13 protein-coding genes are annotated in these 18,099 nt (G+C 69.4%); 12 read left to right on the forward strand and 1 reads right to left on the reverse strand.

What is annotated here, in order from left to right:
- The first annotated feature begins 80 nt into the window (after positions 1–80).
- The 11 genes from LQ326_RS13235 to LQ326_RS13285 all read left to right on the forward strand — a co-directional run bounded on the left by LQ326_RS13235 (position 81) and on the right by LQ326_RS13285 (position 15,798).
- Complete coding sequence (locus LQ326_RS13235) at positions 81–2,579, forward strand: SpoIIE family protein phosphatase (RefSeq protein ID WP_234535954.1); 2,499 nt, start codon at positions 81–83, stop codon at positions 2,577–2,579.
- On the forward strand, positions 2,572–4,086 hold the full coding sequence (gene folC / locus LQ326_RS13240; RefSeq protein WP_234535955.1) for a bifunctional tetrahydrofolate synthase/dihydrofolate synthase: 1,515 nt from the start codon (positions 2,572–2,574) through the stop codon (positions 4,084–4,086). The genes LQ326_RS13235 and folC overlap by 8 nt, the downstream gene beginning before the upstream one ends.
- A gap of 2 nt (positions 4,087–4,088) precedes the next feature.
- On the forward strand, positions 4,089–4,445 hold the full coding sequence (locus LQ326_RS13245) for a DUF4233 domain-containing protein (protein WP_234535956.1): 357 nt from the start codon (positions 4,089–4,091) through the stop codon (positions 4,443–4,445).
- 198 nt (positions 4,446–4,643) lie between these two features.
- The gene (gene ndk / locus LQ326_RS13250) at positions 4,644–5,057 is read left to right on the forward strand and encodes a nucleoside-diphosphate kinase (RefSeq protein ID WP_234535957.1); all 414 of its coding nucleotides are present in this window, start codon (positions 4,644–4,646) and stop codon (positions 5,055–5,057) included.
- A gap of 596 nt (positions 5,058–5,653) precedes the next feature.
- Positions 5,654–6,673, forward strand: a complete 1,020-nt coding sequence (locus LQ326_RS13255; protein ID WP_046734341.1) for a rod shape-determining protein — start codon at positions 5,654–5,656, stop codon at positions 6,671–6,673.
- Positions 6,674–6,858: 185 nt separating this feature from the next.
- Positions 6,859–7,818 (forward strand): rod shape-determining protein MreC, encoded by a 960-nt coding sequence (gene mreC / locus LQ326_RS13260; RefSeq protein WP_234535958.1) that lies wholly within the window; start codon positions 6,859–6,861, stop codon positions 7,816–7,818.
- Positions 7,819–7,831: 13 nt separating this feature from the next.
- Complete coding sequence (gene mreD, locus LQ326_RS13265) at positions 7,832–8,509, forward strand: rod shape-determining protein MreD (RefSeq protein WP_234535959.1); 678 nt, start codon at positions 7,832–7,834, stop codon at positions 8,507–8,509.
- A 115-nt stretch (positions 8,510–8,624) separates the two neighbouring features.
- Positions 8,625–10,880, forward strand: a complete 2,256-nt coding sequence (mrdA, locus tag LQ326_RS13270; RefSeq protein WP_234535960.1) for a penicillin-binding protein 2 — start codon at positions 8,625–8,627, stop codon at positions 10,878–10,880.
- Positions 10,877–12,076 (forward strand): rod shape-determining protein RodA, encoded by a 1,200-nt coding sequence (rodA, locus tag LQ326_RS13275; RefSeq protein ID WP_234535961.1) that lies wholly within the window; start codon positions 10,877–10,879, stop codon positions 12,074–12,076. The genes mrdA and rodA overlap by 4 nt, the downstream gene beginning before the upstream one ends.
- Positions 12,077–12,211: 135 nt before the next feature.
- Positions 12,212–13,717, forward strand: a complete 1,506-nt coding sequence (locus LQ326_RS13280) for a CYTH and CHAD domain-containing protein (protein ID WP_234535963.1) — start codon at positions 12,212–12,214, stop codon at positions 13,715–13,717.
- A gap of 104 nt (positions 13,718–13,821) precedes the next feature.
- Entirely contained in the window at positions 13,822–15,798 is a 1,977-nt protein-coding gene (locus LQ326_RS13285) for a TIGR03960 family B12-binding radical SAM protein (protein ID WP_234535964.1), read from the forward strand.
- 451 nt (positions 15,799–16,249) lie between these two features.
- Here the strand turns inward: LQ326_RS13285 and LQ326_RS48280 are convergent, their stop codons facing one another.
- Positions 16,250–17,194, reverse strand: coding sequence for a restriction endonuclease (locus tag LQ326_RS48280; RefSeq protein WP_234535966.1), 945 nt, complete (start codon positions 17,192–17,194; stop codon positions 16,250–16,252).
- A 352-nt stretch (positions 17,195–17,546) separates the two neighbouring features.
- Between LQ326_RS48280 and LQ326_RS13295 the strand changes: the two genes are divergently transcribed.
- Entirely contained in the window at positions 17,547–17,981 is a 435-nt protein-coding gene (locus LQ326_RS13295) for a hypothetical protein (protein ID WP_234535968.1), read from the forward strand.
- Positions 17,982–18,099: the final 118 nt, after the last annotated feature.

Raw genomic sequence — 18,099 nt, forward strand, 5'->3', positions numbered from 1 at the left:
AGGTCCCGCCCTACAATCCAAAAGAAGGAACATGACCTTAATGTTCCGCTTTGGTGCTTTGTGGCGGAGGGAACGCCCACATGCAGCGCAGGGGCCGAACGAGGACACCTCCGCACCGGGGGCTGGTCCCCCTGACGACTGTCGCGGGCGCCCTGCTCGCCGTGCTGATGGGCCTCGTCTTCCTGATGCTGGTGCTGGCGATCCAGGACGCCCGGCACTCCCTGCTCTCCGCCCGCAGCGGCCGGCCTGCCCTGGACCAGCTCGGGGTGGTCCAGGGGATCGTCCTCGACATGGAGGGCGGGCAGCGCAGCTACGTCATCACCCGCCAGGACGAGTTCCTCGCGCCCTGGCGGACCGGAAGGGCCGCGTTCCCCGCGCAGGCACAGCGGCTCGTGGACATCAGCACGTCCCCCTCCCAGCGGCAGCTCGCCCGGCAGATCCAGCGGGCCGGGCAGTCCTTCGTCGACGACTACTCGGTCCCGCTCGTGGCCGCGGCCCGGCGCGGCGATCCCGACGCGAGCAGCACGGCGCGGACGCTGGAGGGCAAACAGCGGCTCGACGCGCTCCGCGGCCAGTTCTCCCGCTACCTCCACGACGAGCGCCTCGCGATCAACCACCGCGAGAACGCGCTGGAGGCCCGGATGCGCATGCTGACGATCGCCGCGTCCGCCGGCGTCACCGTGGCCGTCGTCCTGATCGTCGCCTTCGGCGCCTACGTGACCCGGGTGATCGTCTGGCCGGTGCGCAGGATGGCCCGCTTCGCGACCCGGCTCGCCGCCGGAGACCTCAGCGCGCGGGTACCGCTCTCCGGGCGCCGGGAGATCGGACAACTGGAGGCGGCGTTCAACACCATGGCCGGCTCGCTGGAGAAGAGCCACCGGCGGCTGCGGCTGCTCTACGACGCCGGCACCGCCGTCGGCAACACCCTGGACGTCGGGCAGACCGCCGACGAACTGGTGCGGGTGGCCGTCCCCCGGTTCGCCGACTTCGTCACCGTCGACGTGGAGGAGCCCGTACTGCGCGGCGCCGAGCCGACGGCCGCCGAGACCGTCCTGCGGCGCGTGGCCCGAGGCGGTGTCCGCGACGACTCACCGCTGGCCGCGGCCGGTGCCCCGATCACCGTGGACCCGCCCCCCGGGGGCGTCCGGCGCAGCGGCACCGGCGCGGCCCTCATGGCCGATCTGCGGGTCACCAGCAGAGCGGTGTTTCCCGACGCGCGGTGCAGCGAGCGCCTCCTCGAATACGGCATGCGCTCGCTGATCACCGCGCCGCTGTCGGCACAGGGCGTCCTGATGGGGGTGGTCGTCTTCTGGCGCACCCGGGACTCCCCGCCGTTCGAGGAGGACGACCTGTCCGACGCCGAGGAACTCGCCGCGAAGGCCGGGGTCGCCATCGACAACGCGCGGCGCTACGCCAGGGAGCGCGAGACCGCGCTGGCACTCCAGCGCAGTCTGCTGCCGCACGTCCTGCCCGCCTCCCCGAGCGTCGACCTCGCCTACCGCTACCTGCCCACCGGCACCCGCGCCGGAGTCGGCGGCGACTGGCTCGACGTGATCCCGCTGTCCGGCACCCGGGTGGCCCTGGTCGTCGGGGACGTCGTCGGCCACGGCATCCAGGCCTCCGCCACCATGGGCCGGCTGCGTACGGCGGTCCGCACCCTCGCGGACGTCGACCTGCCCCCCGACGAACTCCTCACCCATCTGGACGACCTGGTCCTGCACCTCGAGGACGGCGCCGGGGAACAGGCCGGCGAGGTCGGTTCGACCTGCCTGTACGCCGTCTACGACCCGGTCTCGCGGCACTGCTCGCTGGCCAGCGCCGGCCATCCGCTGCCCTTCGTGATCTCTCCCCAGGGCGCGGTGGAACCGGCTCCCGGCCAGGCCGGCCCGCCGCTCGGGCTCGGCGGGCTGCCGTTCGAGACCACCGACCTCCTCCTCTCCGAGGGCGCCACCCTCGCGCTGTTCAGCAACGGCCTGGTGCACTCCCGCGACCTCGACCTGGGCCACGGCCTGGACCGGCTGCGCCACGCGCTGGCGGCGTCCGAGGAGGGGGAGTCGCTGGAGGCGGCCTGCGACCGGGTGGTGGCCGCGCTGCGCACCGGCGAACCCGCCGACGACGTCACCCTGCTGCTCGCCCGGACCCGCGCCCTGCCCGGCGACCGAGTGGCCACCTGGGAGGTCCCGGCGGACCCCGAGCACGTCGCGCGGGTCCGGACCCTGACCACCGGCCAGCTCGGCGCCTGGAAACTGGACGAACTGTCGTTCACCACCGAGCTGGTGGTCAGCGAACTCGTCACGAACGCCATCCGCTACGGCGGCTCCCCGATCCGGCTGCGGCTCATCCGCGACACCGGGACGCTGATCTGCGAGGTGTCCGACGGCAGCAGCACCGCCCCCCATCTGCGGCGGGCCCGGGTCTTCGACGAGGGCGGCCGGGGCCTGCTGCTGGTGGCCCGGCTGAGCCGGCGGTGGGGGACCCGGCAGACCGCGGCGGGCAAGACGATCTGGTGCGAGCAGGCGCTGCCGGCGACCGGCGCGTCCACGCGCTCGCCGGGCTCCGTAGACTGGTCCCGTGAGTGATCTGCCTCCGCACGACCCCCATGAGAGCTTCGACGAGCACTTCGACGACATCGTCGAGGCCGAGACGGAGCGCGACCCCGATCTCGCGCTGATCGAGGCCGGCAGCCGGACCCTGCGCACGCAGGGCGGCCGGCAGCAGGCCGACGTCCCCGGCCGGCCCGAGGACCCCGAGGTCGACAAGGCCCTGCGCGAGGTCGAGGCGGAGCTCGCCACCCGCTGGGGCGAGACCAAGCTGGAGCCGTCGGTCGCCAGGATCGCCGCCCTCATGGACGTGCTGGGCGAGCCGCAGCGGTCGTACCCCTCGATCCACATCACCGGCACCAACGGCAAGACCTCCACCGCCCGCATGATCGAGGCCCTGCTCGGCGCCTTCGACCTGCGCACCGGCCGCTACACCAGCCCGCACGTGCAGTCGATCACCGAGCGCATCAGCGTCGACGGCGCCCCGGTCTCCGCCGAGCGGTTCATCGAGACGTACCAGGACATCAAGCCGTACATCGAGCTGGTCGACTCCCAGCAGGAGTACCGGCTCTCCTTCTTCGAGGTGCTCACCGGGATGGCGTACGCGGCCTTCGCGGACGCCCCCGTGGACGTCGCCGTCGTCGAGGTCGGCATGGGCGGTTCCTGGGACGCCACGAACGTCATCGACGGGGACGTCGCCGTCGTCACCCCCATCGACCTCGACCACACCGACCGGCTCGGCACGACCACCGCCGAGATCGCCGCCGAGAAGGCCGGGATCATCAAGCCGGACGCCACCGTGATCCTGGCCCAGCAGCCGGTGGACGCGGCCCAGGTGCTGCTGAAGAAGGCCGTCGAGGTGGACGCCACCGTCGCCCGTGAGGGCCTCGAGTTCGGGGTCGTCGCCCGCCAGGTCGCCGTCGGCGGCCAGCTGCTGACCCTGCGCGGTCTCGGCGGCGAGTACGACCAGGTCTACCTGCCCCTGCACGGCCCCTACCAGGCCCACAACGCGGCCGTCGCGCTCGCCGCGGTGGAGACGTTCTTCGGGGTCGGCTCGCAGCACCCCGGCCCCCTGGACACCGACACGGTCCGCAAGGCCTTCGCGGCCGTCTCCTCCCCGGGCCGCCTGGAAGTCGTACGGCGCTCTCCCACCGTCGTCCTCGACGCCGCCCACAACCCGGCCGGGGCGCGGGCCACCGCCGAGGCCGTCGGTGAGGCCTTCGACTTCAGCCGGCTGATCGGCGTCGTCGGGGCCAGCGGCGACAAGAACGTCCGGGGTGTCCTGGAGGCCTTCGAGCCGATCTTCGCCGAGGTCGTGGTCACCCAGAACTCCAGCCACCGCGCGATGGACGCGGACGAGCTCGCCGCGATCGCCGTCGAGGTGTTCGGCGAGGACCGTGTCCAGGTCGAGCCGCGGCTGCCCGACGCCCTGGAGGCCGCGATCACGCTGGCCGAGGAGGAGGGCGAGTTCGCCGGCGGCGGGGTGCTCGTCACCGGCTCCGTCATCACCGTGGGCGAGGCCCGCCTGCTCCTGGGGAGGGGCTGACCGTGCGCACGCTGTGTTCCTCCACCCTGATCGGCGAGTTCTTCGTCATCGGCTTCGCCGCCCTGGTCGCCATGAAGGACCCCGGCCTGTCCGCCTCCACGGTGTGGCTGGTCAGCGGCATCGCGATGGTCCTGTGCGTGGCCCTGTGCGGAGTGATCACCCGGCCGGGCGGCGTGGCCCTCGGCTGGGCCCTGCAGATCGCGCTGGTCGCCTCGGGTGTCTTCGTGCCGACGATGTACTTCCTGGGCGCGGTCTTCGCGGGTCTGTGGTGGGCGTCGGTGCACTACGGCAAGAAGATCGACGAGGCGAAGGCCCGCTCCGCGGCGCAGAGCACGCACGACAGCCCGTCGGGAGCGTGAGGACGAAGGCCGGACAGCGCCACATCTCAGCCTGTCCGGCGTTCGAGGACGAGGGCGTCCAGGCCGAGGCGGGGGTCCGGGGGCGGCAAGCCCCCGAAGGCGGCCGGACCAGCCGACCCGCACACTGAGTAACGGACGCTCAGACCAGCCCTGTAGCCTCTCCTCACCGCACCCGGCCAGTACCGAAGGAGCCCTCCCGTGACCCAGCGCACCCTCGTCCTGCTCAAGCCCGACGCCGTCCGTCGGGGCCTGACCGGCGAGATCATCGGCCGTATCGAGCGCAAGGCCGGCTGGCAGATCACCGCGCTGGAGCTGCGTACCCTGGAGCGCGCCACGCTGGAGCAGCACTACGGCGAGCACGTCGGCAAGCCGTTCTACGAGCCGCTGGTCGAGTTCATGGCCTCCGGCCCGGTCGTCGCCCTGATCGTCGAGGGCGAGCGGGTCATCGAGGGCATCCGCGCCCTGGCCGGCCCCACCGACCCGATCGCCGCCGCGCCCGGCTCCATCCGCGGTGACTTCGGCGTCATCGTCCGCGAGAACCTGATCCACGCCTCCGACTCGGAGGAGTCCGCCGAGCGCGAGGTCAAGATCTTCTTCCCGGGCCGCGCGTAGGGCCTGTCGCGAAAGTGGTGTCGTCGCCCCAAGGGCGTCGCGCGGCAGACGGCACCTTCGCAGCGGACCTAGCGCCTGTCTGACCATTCCCGTCGTCGCCCGAAGGGCGGCCTCGCGGCGTCAGGTGCGTGCTCTCGGCGTGCCGGGCGTGGGCCCTCGTACTGGACGTACTCGGGTCCGCGCCCGGTGCGGCGAGTGGGGGTACCCCCTCTGGGGGAGCGTGCATGGCGTCGCGCGGCAGACGGGAATTGTCAGACAGGCCCGAGCCTCTCCGGGGCCCTGGAACGGGCCCGTACGGAGTTTTCGTGGACGTTTTTGACGAGGCGTCAGTCCAGTGGGCTGCATGACCTGGGACGGCCGGACGATTTCGGCCGTCCCTCGGCATATGCGTGCCGATCGGGGGAACGAGTGGCCCCGTTGGCCCGTCTCCACAAGCGAGGCGGCTCGGTACGTGCTGACAATGGCGAAGACCCTCGCGCAGTGTTCGTGCAGGCGCGTCTACGATGTAAGCCTTCACGCCACAGCACCCACTTCGCCGACCTGAAATGCCCTCAAAAGCTCCCGGGAAGGCCAGACGAATCCTGATGGGGAACTCAATGTCGTTCATTGGCCGTGACATGGCTGTCGACCTCGGGACCGCCAACACGCTGGTGTACGTCAGGGGTCGCGGGATCGTACTCAACGAGCCGTCCGTTGTCGCGATCAACACGAACACCGGTGGAATCCTGGCGGTCGGCGCGGAGGCGAAGAAGATGATCGGGCGCACGCCCGGCAACATCGTCGCCGTGCGCCCGCTGAAGGACGGCGTGATCGCCGACTTCGAGATCACCGAGCGGATGCTCCGCTACTTCATCCTGAAGATCCACAAGCGACGGTATCTGGCCCGCCCGCGGGTCGTCGTGTGCGTGCCCTCCGGAATCACCGGAGTCGAGCGCCGTGCCGTCATCGAGGCGTCCTCGCAGGCCGGTGCCCGCCAGGTGCACATCATCGAGGAACCCATGGCGGCCGCCATCGGCTCCGGCCTGCCGGTCCACGAGGCCACGGGCAACATGGTGGTGGACATCGGCGGCGGCACCACGGAGGTCGCGGTCATCTCGCTCGGCGGCATCGTCACCGCCCAGTCCATCCGCGTCGCCGGCGACGAACTGGACAACGCGATCATCCAGCACATCAAGAAGGAGTACAGCCTCCTCCTCGGTGAGCGGACGGCCGAACAGATCAAGATCACCATCGGTTCGGCGTACGAACTCGACTCCGACGAGCACACCGAGATCCGCGGCCGGGACCTGGTGTCCGGGCTGCCGAAGACCGTGGTCATCTCCGCCGCCGAGGTCCGCAAGGCGATCGAGGAACCCGTCAACGCGATCGTCGACGCCGTCAAGACCACCCTCGACAAGTGCCCGCCGGAGCTGTCCGGCGACATCATGGACAGGGGAATCGTTCTGACCGGCGGCGGAGCGCTGCTGCGCGGTCTGGACGAGCGGCTGCGCCGCGAGACCGGCATGCCGATCCACATCGCCGAGGACCCGCTGGACAGCGTGGCGCTCGGTTCCGGCAAATGCGTCGAGGAGTTCGAGGCGCTCCAGCAGGTCCTGGACGCCCAGCCGCGCAGATGACGTAACTCTTCGATTCCGCCGTACGAGATGATCTCCCCTCGTGCGGCGGATCGTTGATATGGAGGCATAGGCTCGCCCAGGGCGAGCTCCCCACACCGACAAGCCTCCCCGCACCCCCCACATGCTCCACAAGCTTTCGCAACAAGCCCCGCAAGTTCCTATCGAGGAAGGCACGGCCGCCGCACGTGAGGGACACGAAAGAGAGCCGGCTGCTCCTGGTGCTGCTGATCGCCATCGCGTTCGCGCTGATCACAGTGGACATCCGAGGTGGCAGGAACTCCCCGGTCGACGGCGCCCGGCAGGCCGCGGCCGCGGTCTTCGGCCCGATCGAGAACGGCACGTCGACGGTGGTGGACCCGGTCGGAAACGCCGTCTCCGCCATCCGTGACTCCGGAGAGCGGCACGACCGGCTGGCCCGGCTGGAGAAGGAGAACGCGACCCTCAAGGCGAAACTCGGCAGCGGCGACCGCAACCGCAGCCGCCTGGCGCAGCTCGACAAGATGCTGAACATCGCCGCCGAGGGCCAGTACGGCATCAAGGGCGCCCAGGTCATCGCCATAGGGTCGGCGCAGGGCTTCTCCTGGACCATCACCATCGATGTCGGCTACAACGACGGCATCAAGCGGGACATGACCGTACTCAACGGCGACGGCCTGGTCGGCCGCGTGACCACCGTCGGCCCGGACGCCTCCACCGTGCTCCTCGCCAACGACCCCGACTTCACCGTCGGCACCCGCATGGAGGGCAGCGACGAACTCGGCTTCGCCTCCGGGCAGGGCGACCGCCCGCTGCGCGTCGAACTCCTCAACGGCAAGGCCGAGGTGAAGAAGGGCGACCGGATCGTCACCTTCGGCTCCCAGAACGACAAGCCGTTCGTTCCCGGGGTCCCGGTCGGCACCGTCACCGGCGTCGACCCGTCCAACGGCGGCCTCACCCGCACCCTGTACGTCACGCCGTTCGTGTCCTTCACCAAGCTCGACGTCGTCGGCGTGGTCGTCGAGGCACCGAAGAAGGACCCACGTGACGAGGTGCTCCCGGCCAAGCCCAGGCCGACCCCGACCCCGACGGTGACCGTCACGGTCACCCCGTCCGCGAGCGCGAGCGCGGGCCCCAACGGCACCGGCACCAACAACCAGCAGCAGTAGGAGCGAATCCCCCATGCGTGTCAACCGGATCCTGCTCTCCTCCGCCCTGGTCGTCGTCGCCCTTGTCATCCAGGTGAGCGTCCTCGCCCGCCTCCACCTGCCCGGCGCCGTCCCCGATCTCATGCTGCTCACCGTCCTCGGCCTCGCCATGGTGTACGGCCATGTGGGCGGCGCCCTCGTCGGTTTCGGCGCCGGACTCCTCGCCGACCTCGCCCCGCCCGCCGACCACGCGGCCGGCCGCTACGCCCTGGTGCTGTGCGTCGTCGGCTACTTCGCCGGCCTCATCAAGCCGGAGAACGGCCGCCTGAAGTCCGCGACCGGCCCGATGCTCGTCGTGGTCGCCGCCGCCATCGGCTCCACCCTGCTGTACGCGGGCGTCGGCGCCCTCGTCGGCGACACCGCCGCCCGGCACGTCGGCATGACCAGCCTGCTGGTCACGGCCGGCCTCTACGACCTGCTGCTCGCCCCGTTCGTGGTCCCCGGCGTCATGGCCCTGGCCCGCCGCGCCGACAACGACCCGCTGACGGAGGCCAACTCCGGCGGCAGGGCGGGCGACATCTCCGCGGGCTGGATCTCCTCCGGCACCGGAATGCGCATCGGCGGCCGGCGCGGCGGCTTCGGCGGCCTCAAGGCCAAGGTCCGCACCCGCACCGTCCGGGTCGGCCGCATCAAGGGGGTCAAGCGCCTGTGAACACGGGGCAGTTCACCCGAAAGGGTGCACCGGGGCGGAACGCGGCCTCACAGGTCCGTCGTTCATCATTCGTACGCGCAGGCGCAGGTGTGCAGGGAGAGGGGGAGCCAGCCCAGTGACCAACATTCCCGAGACCGGTCGGAGCCCACGGGTCCAGATCCGGCTCGTCGTCATCCAGATCCTCGTCCTCTCCCTGCTCGGCACCCTCGGCGGCCGCCTGTGGTACCTGCAGATCCGCGAGGGCGCGGAATACCAGAAGGAGGCCTCCGGCAACCACGTCCAGCAGGTCGTCGACCCCGCCGTGCGCGGCTCGATCCTGGACGCCCGCGGAGTCCCCCTCGCGGACAACGAGACCCGGCTGGTCGTCTCCGCCTCCCGCACCGACCTGCTCAAGCAGAAGGACGACGGCAAGGCGGTCCTGACCAAACTCGCGGGCGTCCTCGGGATGAGCCCCACGGAGGTCATGCAGAAGGTCCGCCTCTGCGACGCCAAGACCCCCCAGCCCTGCTGGAACGGCTCGCCGTACCAGCCGATCCCGATCACCGACGAGGCCACCGCCAAGCAGGCCCTGCAGATCCGCGAGCGCTCCGAGGACTTCCCCGGCATCACGGCCGAGCCCGAGGCGGTGCGCCGCTACCCGGGCCCCGGCAAGTCCAACACCGCCCAGGTCCTCGGCTACCTCTCCCCGGTCACCGACGACGAGATCCAGCAGGCCAAGGACACCTCCTCGCCCTACCTGCGCTCCGACATGGTCGGCCGCTCCGGCCTGGAGCGGGAGTACGACAAGGAACTGCGCGGCAAGGCCGGTGTCACCCGCTACGAGGTCGACAACCTCGGCCGCGTCATCGGCAAGGCCAAGTCCGATGCCGCCCAGTCCGGTTCCAACCTGGTCACCAGCATCGACTCCCGGGTGCAGCGGGTCGCCGAGAACGAGCTGGACAAGGCGATGAAGGCCGCCCGCCAGCAGTACGACAGCATCACCCACGAGAACTACAAGGCCGACTCCGGCGCCGTCATCGTGATGGAGGCCAGGACCGGCCGGATCGTCGCCATGGCCTCCGCCCCGACCTACGACCCCAACGCGTGGGTCGGCGGCATCTCCGCCAAGGACTACAAGGCCCTCACCGGCAAGGACTCCGACTACCCGCTGCTGAACCGGGCCATACAGGGTCAGGCGGCCCCCGGTTCGACGTTCAAGGTGGTCTCCACCGCCGCCGCGGTCAACGCCGGTTACGCCTGGGACGGCGGCTACCCCTGCACCAGCTCCTACTCGGTGGGCGGCCAGGTCTTCAAGAACTTCGAGGGCGAGAACTTCGGCGACATCTCCCTGGGCCGCGCCCTGGAGGTCTCCTGTGACACCGTCTTCTACGGCCTCGCCGACCGCGAGTGGAAGAAGGACGGCGGCATCAACCCGAAGCCGGGCCAGCCGAAGGACTACTTCTTCAAGACCGCCCACCAGTTCGGCCTCGGCAAGGAGACCGGCGTCGACCTGCCCAACGAGGTCACCGGCCGCGTCCCCGACCGCCAGTGGAAGATCGACTACTGGAAGGCCAACAAGGACGCCTGGTGCAAGTCCGGGAAGAAGGACGGCACCTACGTCCAGAAGATCGAGTACGAGAACTGCCTCGAAGGCAACAAGATGCGCGAGGGCGACGAGATCAACTACTCCATCGGCCAGGGCGACACCCTCGTCACGCCTCTCCAAGAGGCGATGATCTACAGCGCCGTGGCCAACGGCGGCACCGAGTACCAGCCGACCATCGGCAAGGCGATCATCAGCGCCGACGGCAAGACCGTCCAGGAGATCAAGCCCAAGGTGGTGCGCAAGCTGCCGGTCACCCAGGCCACCATCAAGGGCATGGACGAGGCCTTCGCGGGCGTCATCACGCGCGGTACGGCGGCCTGGAAGTTCGGCGGCTGGCCGCAGGACAAGATCGCCCTGCACGGCAAGACCGGTACCGCCGAGGTCTACGGCAAGCAGACCACGTCGTGGCTGGCCACCTACAGCAAGGACTACACGGTCATCATGACCATCTCCCAGGCCGGTACCGGTTCCGGTGCCTCCGGTGAGGCGGTCCGCAACATCTACAGCGCGCTGTACGGCGTGGCGGCCGACGGCTCCGTCGACAAGTCGAAGGCGCTGCTCTACACCCCGCAGCAGGGCCTGCCGAAGGTCCGCACGGACGGCACGATCGACTCCCCGAAGATCTCCAAGGACCCCGCGAAGGACTTCCAGGTCTTCTCCCAGCAGGGCGACAAGACCACCGGCAACGGACAGACCCCGGCCGCCACCACGGCCTCCCCGTCCGCGGGCAACCGCACCACCCGCAGGCGACCGCGCAGGCGGGGCAGCCGGAGGATGCTCACATGACCGGCGTCAACAGTTTCTCCGTCTCCGGGTACGGCCCGGCACGCCCCGGCTGGACCAGGGTCTTCGCCCGCGACTCGCTGACCCGCCGGCTGGACTGGCCGATGCTGCTGGCGGCGGTCGCCCTGTCCCTGCTCGGCTCGGTGCTGGTGTACTCGGCGACCCGCAACCGCACCGAGATCAACCAGGGCGACCAGTACTACTTCCTGGTCCGGCACCTGATGAACATGGGCATCGGGCTCGCCCTGATGATCGGCACCATCTGGGTCGGCCACCGCCAGCTCCGCAACGCCGTACCGATCCTCTACGGCCTCTCCCTGCTAGGCATCCTCGCGGTGCTCACCCCGCTGGGCGCCACCATCAACGGCAGCCGCAACTGGATCGTCTTCGGCGGTGGCTTCTCGCTGCAGCCCGCCGAGTTCGTGAAGATCACGATCATTCTGGGCATGGCGATGATACTGGCGGCGCGGGTGGACGCCGGTGACAAGAAGTACCCCGACCACCGCACCGTCCTGCAGTCCCTGGGCCTGGCCGCGGTCCCGATCCTTGTCGTGCTGCTCATGCCCGACCTCGGCACGGTCCTGGTCATGGTGACCATCATCCTCGGCGTGCTGCTCGCCTCCGGCGCCTCCAACCGCTGGGTCTTCGGCCTGCTCACCGCCGGCGTGATCGGCTGCGTCGCCATCTGGCAGCTGCACATCCTGGACGAGTACCAGATCGCCCGCTTCGCCGCCTTCGCCAACCCGAGCCTCGACCCGGCCGGCGTCGGATACAACACCAACCAGGCCCGCATCGCGATCGGCTCCGGCGGCCTGACCGGCGCGGGTCTCTTCCACGGCTCGCAGACCACCGGCCAGTTCGTCCCCGAGCAGCAGACCGACTTCGTCTTCACGGTCGCGGGGGAGGAGCTGGGCTTCGTCGGCGCGGGCCTGATCATCCTGCTCCTCGGCGTCGTCCTGTGGCGCGCCTGCCGTATCGCCCGCGAGACGACCGAGCTGTACGGCACGATCGTCGCGGCGGGGATCGTGGCGTGGTTCGCGTTCCAGGCGTTCGAGAACATCGGTATGACCCTCGGCATCATGCCGGTCACCGGCCTTCCGCTGCCGTTCGTGTCGTACGGCGGCTCGTCGATGTTCGCGGTGTGGGTGGCGGTGGGGCTGCTGCAGTCGATCAGGGTGCAGCGGCCGATGTCGGCATAGCCGGCCGCACCCCGGGAACCCGCAGAGGTGAACACGCCCACCCGGCGTGTTCACCTCTCATTCCCATCCGTTATTCCTCTGATTTACCCGCATTGGCCCCTGCCCCTGCGGCGGCCCCCGCACTAGATTCAACTCATGGCGGACACGAAGCGTGAAATCGAGCGCAAGTATGAATCCGATGACAGTGGCCTGCCCGACCTGACCGGCGTCGCCGGAGTCGCGAACGTCGTCGACAAGGGCACCGCCGAACTCGACGCGACCTACCACGACACCTCGGACCTGCGCCTGGCCTCGGCCAAGGTCACCCTGCGCCGCCGCAGCGGAGGCACCGACGCCGGCTGGCACCTCAAACTCCCCGTCGCCCCCGGCGTCCGGGACGAGATCCACGCCCCCCTCTCCGACACGCTCCCCGGCGAACTCGCCGCCCTGACCCGCTCCCGGGTCCGCGAGGGCCGTCTGGTCCCGGTGGTCCGGCTGCGCACCACCCGCGACATCCAGCACCTCGTCGACGCCCACGGCGCCCTGCTCGCCGAGGTGAGCGTCGACCGCGTCCGGGCCGACCGGCTCTTCGGCGGCGAGGGCAGGGCACAGTGGACCGAGATCGAGGTGGAACTCGCCGACGGCGGCGACCCCGCCTTCCTCGACAAGGTGGAGAAACGACTCGGCAAAGCGGGCGTGCGCCCCTCGAAGTCCGCGTCGAAACTGGCCCGCGCCCTGGCCGAGACCAAGGGCGGCAAGCCCCGCCCGCCGAAGACCGGCACGACCCCGCCGGTCACGGCAGGCGACCACGTCATGGCCTACGTCCGCGCCCAGCGCGACGCGATCGTCGAACTCGACCCGGCCGTCCGCCTGGACACCGAGGAGGGCGTGCACGACATGCGGGTCGCCACCCGCCGGCTGCGCAGCACCTTCCGCACCTTCCGCAAGGTCCTCGACCGCCAGGTCACCGACCCCGTCGCCGACGAGCTGAAATGGCTCGCCGGCGAACTGGGCGTCGGCCGCGACCAGGAGGTCCTCGCCGAACGCCTGCTGTCCGCCCTCGCCGACGTACCCCCCGCCCTCGTCCACGGCCCCGTCCACGACCGCCTGCACCACTGGGCCGAGGCGAGCGCACACGGCTCCCGCGCCCGGCTCCTCGGCGTCCTCGACTCGGCTCGCTACCTGACGCTCCTCGACACCCTGGACGCCCTGGCCGCCGACCCGCCCCTGCTGAAGGCGGCCGCCGGCGACCCCGCGAAGGTCCTCGCCAAGGCCGTACACAAAGACTTCGACAAGGTCACCGACCTGATCGAGACGGCCATGGCCCAGCCCCCCGGCCACGACCGCGACCTCGGCCTGCACGAGGCCCGCAAGAAGGCCAAGCGCACCCGCTACGCGGCCGAGGCGGCCGACCCCGCCCTCGGCAAACCGGCCAGGACGACGACCAAGGCCATGAAGTCCCTGCAGAGCATGCTCGGCGAGCACCAGGACAGCGTGATGGCCCGCGTGACGCTGCGCGAGCTGTCCGCCGTGGCCCACGCGGCCGGGGAGAGCGCGTTCACCTACGGGCTGCTGTACGGCCGCGAGGAACAGCGGGCGGCGGCGGTCGAGGCCGGGGCACCGGACGCCTGGGAGAACATCAAGGCCGAGGCACCCCTGTGATCCGGGCGTACGGGGCAGGCCGCCGACCGGGTTAGGCTTGATGGTCACCCTCCCCCAGCCACCGGCCGGGGGCGCCCCCCAGCCACCTCACAAAGGTCCGCGAGATGCCTGCCGAAGCCGCCGCCTCCCAGGTCGCTGAGTCTGTGTTCCCGCAGCTCGAAGCTCTGCTCCCGCATGTGCAGAAGCCGATCCAGTACGTCGGCGGAGAGCTCAACTCCACGGTCAAGCCGTGGGAGGCCTGCGACGTCCGCTGGGCACTCATGTACCCGGACGCGTACGAGGTCGGCCTGCCCAACCAGGGCGTCATGATCCTCTACGAGGTGCTCAACGAGCAGGAGGGCGTCCTCGCCGAGCGCACGTACAGCGTGTGGCCGGACCTCGAGGCGCTGATGCGCGAGCACGACGTCCCCCAGTTCACCGTGGACAGCCACCGCCCCGTGCGGGCCTTCGACGTGTTCGGCCTGTCCTTCTCCACGGAGCTGGGCTACACGAACATGCTCACGGCCCTGGACCTGGCCGGCATCCCCCTGGAGTCGCGCGAGCGCTCGGTCGACGACCCCATCGTGCTGGCCGGCGGTCACGCGGCCTTCAACCCCGAGCCCGTCGCCGACTTCATCGACGTGGCGGTCATCGGCGACGGCGAGCAGGCCGTCCTCGACATGACGAAGATCATCCGCGAGTGGAAGGCGGAGGGCCGCCCCGGCGGCCGCGAGGAGGTCCTCCTCCGCCTCGCGAAGACCGGCTCCTTCTACATCCCGGCGTTCTACGACGTCGAATACCTCCCCGACGGCCGTATCGCCCGCGTGGTCCCCAACAGGTCGGGCGTGCCCTGGCGTGTCTCCAAGCACACCGTCATGGACCTCGACGAGTGGCCCTACCCCAAGCAGCCCCTCGTCCCGCTCGCCGAGACGGTCCACGAGCGCATGTCCGTCGAGATCTTCCGCGGCTGCACGCGCGGCTGCCGCTTCTGCCAGGCCGGCATGATCACCCGCCCGGTCCGCGAGCGGTCCATCACCGGCATCGGCGAGATGGTCGACAAGGGCCTCAAGGCCACGGGCTTCGAGGAGGTGGGCCTGCTCTCCCTCTCCTCCGCCGACCACTCCGAGATCGGCGACATCGCCAAGGGCCTGGCCGACCGCTACGAGGAAGACAAGATCGGCCTCTCCCTCCCCTCCACCCGCGTGGACGCCTTCAACATCGACCTGGCGAACGAACTGACCCGCAACGGCCGCCGCTCCGGCCTGACCTTCGCCCCCGAGGGCGGCTCGGAACGCATCCGCAAGGTCATCAACAAGATGGTCTCGGAGGACGACCTCATCCGGACCGTCGCCACGGCCTACGGCAACGGCTGGCGCCAGGTGAAGCTGTACTTCATGTGCGGCCTGCCCACCGAGACCGACGACGACGTCCTCCAGATCGCCGACATGGCGACGAAGGTCATCGCCAAGGGCCGCGAGGTCTCCCGCTCCAACGACATCCGCTGCACCGTCTCCATCGGCGGCTTCGTCCCCAAGCCCCACACCCCCTTCCAGTGGGCGCCGCAACTCTCCGCCGAGGAGACGGACGCGCGCCTGGAGAAGCTGAGGGACAAGATCCGCGGCGACAAGAAGTACGGCCGCTCGATCGGCTTCCGCTACCACGACGGCAAGCCCGGCATCGTCGAGGGCCTCCTCTCCCGCGGCGACCGCCGCATCGGCGCCGTCATCCGCGCCGTCTACGAGGACGGCGGCCGCTTCGACGGCTGGCGCGAGCACTTCTCCTACGACCGCTGGATGGCCTGCGCCGACAAGGCCCTCGCCCCCTTCGGCGTGGACGTCGACTGGTACACCACCCGCGAGCGCACCTACGAGGAGGTCCTCCCCTGGGACCATCTCGACTCGGGCCTGGACAAGGACTGGCTCTGGGAGGACTGGCAGGACGCCCTCGACGAGACAGAGGTCGAGGACTGCCGCTGGACGCCCTGCTTCGACTGCGGGGTGTGCCCGCAGATGGATACTTGGCCACAAGTAAGTAACAGCGGCAAGAAGTTGCTGCCGTTGACGGTCAAGAAGGACACCCCGACCAGCGGACACGCGCACTGACGTGAGTGAGGCGTTGCGGCGGATCGTGGAGGCCTTGGAGGACGGCAACGAGGAAGAGACGGCTGCCGTCCTACGGGCGCTCGGCACTCGGAGTGTGCGGCAGGGGATCGTGCGAGAGACGCAGCGAACGCCCCTGCCGCAGCCTGGCGGCTCTTCGGCTGTGCATTCCGAGGTGGAGTGGGTCCGAGGGGTTTGAACCCCCGAGGCAACCGTCTACTCCTGCTCGTTCTGTCACGGAGCCGCTCGCCTGGCGCCGGAGCGGTCGCCATCGCCCGCGTGATACTGGCCTTGACATTCCAAGTAGACGAGCCGGAGGTTCTTGGCCCGGCCCCGCGGTAGCTGTTGCCCAGTAGCACCAAGCCGCGCCGGCGGGGCGATGACGCGACTCGATGACAGGCAGTATCGGCACCAACTCGTCGCCGTCATAGGGGCGGACAGAGTTTGGGGCCGCTCACTCAGACCCAAAGAAGATCTCCGAGACCGGTAGGAAGCAATGGCCGGTCTGGCTGGCGTGCTTCCTCTTTCGGGCTATCAGCTCGTCCAGTCGGATGCGCTGGTCCAAGACGGCCATGAAGTCGGTGCCGTCCATGGCGATGAACGGTGTGCTGTAGCCGTAGACGGCCAGCGCATCGGCCGTATAGCCACTCATGCTTATGTACAGGCCGAGCGTGTTCTTTCCCTTGCGCTCGATGTTGCTCTTGAAGACGTCGAGCAACGGCCGACCAATGGCTTCCTTCCACCACTTGGCCTCAAGGACGTAGTGGTCAGTGTCGTAGATGAAGGCGCCGTCGATCTGCTCGTGCTTCAGGCTGTATGACGCCCGCGGCTCCAGGTCGTACAGCGCGAACAGTTCGTTGATGAAGCCCTCGAAAGCCGTCCCCCGCTGGTGTGGGTCCGTGGCGGAGTGCATCACGAAGAACTGTTGCTTCAGGTCTTCATGGGCCTCGGCAAACGCTCTATTGTCTTGGGCCTGCTTGGCACTCGCGGCGATGGCCGCAGCATGGGCCTCATGCTCCTTGATAACCTCTTGCTGTTTGCCGGTCCAGCGCCGCAGTTCCGCAACGGCTGCCTTGGCCTTGACTACTTTCTCGGCACCGTCCACCTGCCGCTCAAGGTTCGGGAACCGGTCCATGGCGGCGATGTCGAGCATGAGTGCCACGCTTACGTCGAGGTACCGGGCCTCATTGGCACGCAGAAGTTCCACTACTTGCCAGGCTGTCTCACGCTTCGTCCGGTTGAAGTCGAGCCGGGCTAGCAGCTCGCTATAGTCCTGCAACATGCCCCGGATGTAGCCCTCAAAGTGGTCCTTGTTCCAGTAGATCAACCAGAGTGCATCGGCCAACGCGTTGTAAGCGCTGGGGTTGATGGCCTTGCTGCGGGCGTTGAACTGTGGCACCGTCCCCCTCCTCCACACGTACGGTCACCGACCTATCACGGTAGCGCGCAACGACTCGATGATCTGCCCATAGGACGGTGGTTGATCTAGGAAGGCATCGCGACGGCGTCTCTCGGGGCCCAGTGGCACCCCCAGGTCATCGTTTCGAAAGGGGACCAGCCATGCCGGGCCCGGAAGCCAGCGGCCCTCTGGTCGGGCGGAGGGTCTCCGGCGGGGTGTTGCAGCGCATCGTCGACGCTTGGCGGACAGCACCGAGGAAGGCACCCGTCAATGCTGTCCGGGCCGTAGCCGCTAGGACCTGTCCGGCGGATCTTGCTGGTCATGTGGTCTGAGTACCGGGCATGATGCGGGAGTGGATGAGTGGGCAGATTTCTTCATCGCGCCTGATGACGAGTCGGCGGCTGCGGTCAAGGGCTTCAGTCCGCGCCCAGCGTTCAAGATCGTTCCTGTGGGTATCTACGATCCTGCGGATGCTGTAGTCGAGTGGGAGAGCCTCTTCACTGGAGACAGTCCGCAAGAGCTCATGCGGGCCGGCGAGCCGCAGGTACTGACTGAGATCACGAACGATGGCTGCTACGTCTTCGTGATGTCGAAGCGGCTCCAGGCCCTGCTCGCGGCTGAGGATCCGCTGCGACTTGAAGATGTGGCTCGTAAGTGGTCGCACCTGCGGCGGGTCGATGGGGAGTTCGTCGAGGAAGGCGAGGCCGTTAGCCACCTTGCTGAGCTGGCGTCTCTGGCCCGCACTGCCACTGGCCGGGGAGCCCGGCTCTACGGCTCCGTGCGGTAGCGGTCTGGGAGGCACCACAGCCTGATCGAGGCGAGGGTGATCGTGCCGTGAAACACGTATGCGCGCTTGTCGTAACGCGTGGCAACGGCCCGGGACTGCTTCAGTCGATTGATCGTCC

The organism is Streptomyces shenzhenensis (assembly GCF_021462265.1).
Taxonomy (GTDB): domain Bacteria; phylum Actinomycetota; class Actinomycetes; order Streptomycetales; family Streptomycetaceae; genus Streptomyces; species Streptomyces shenzhenensis.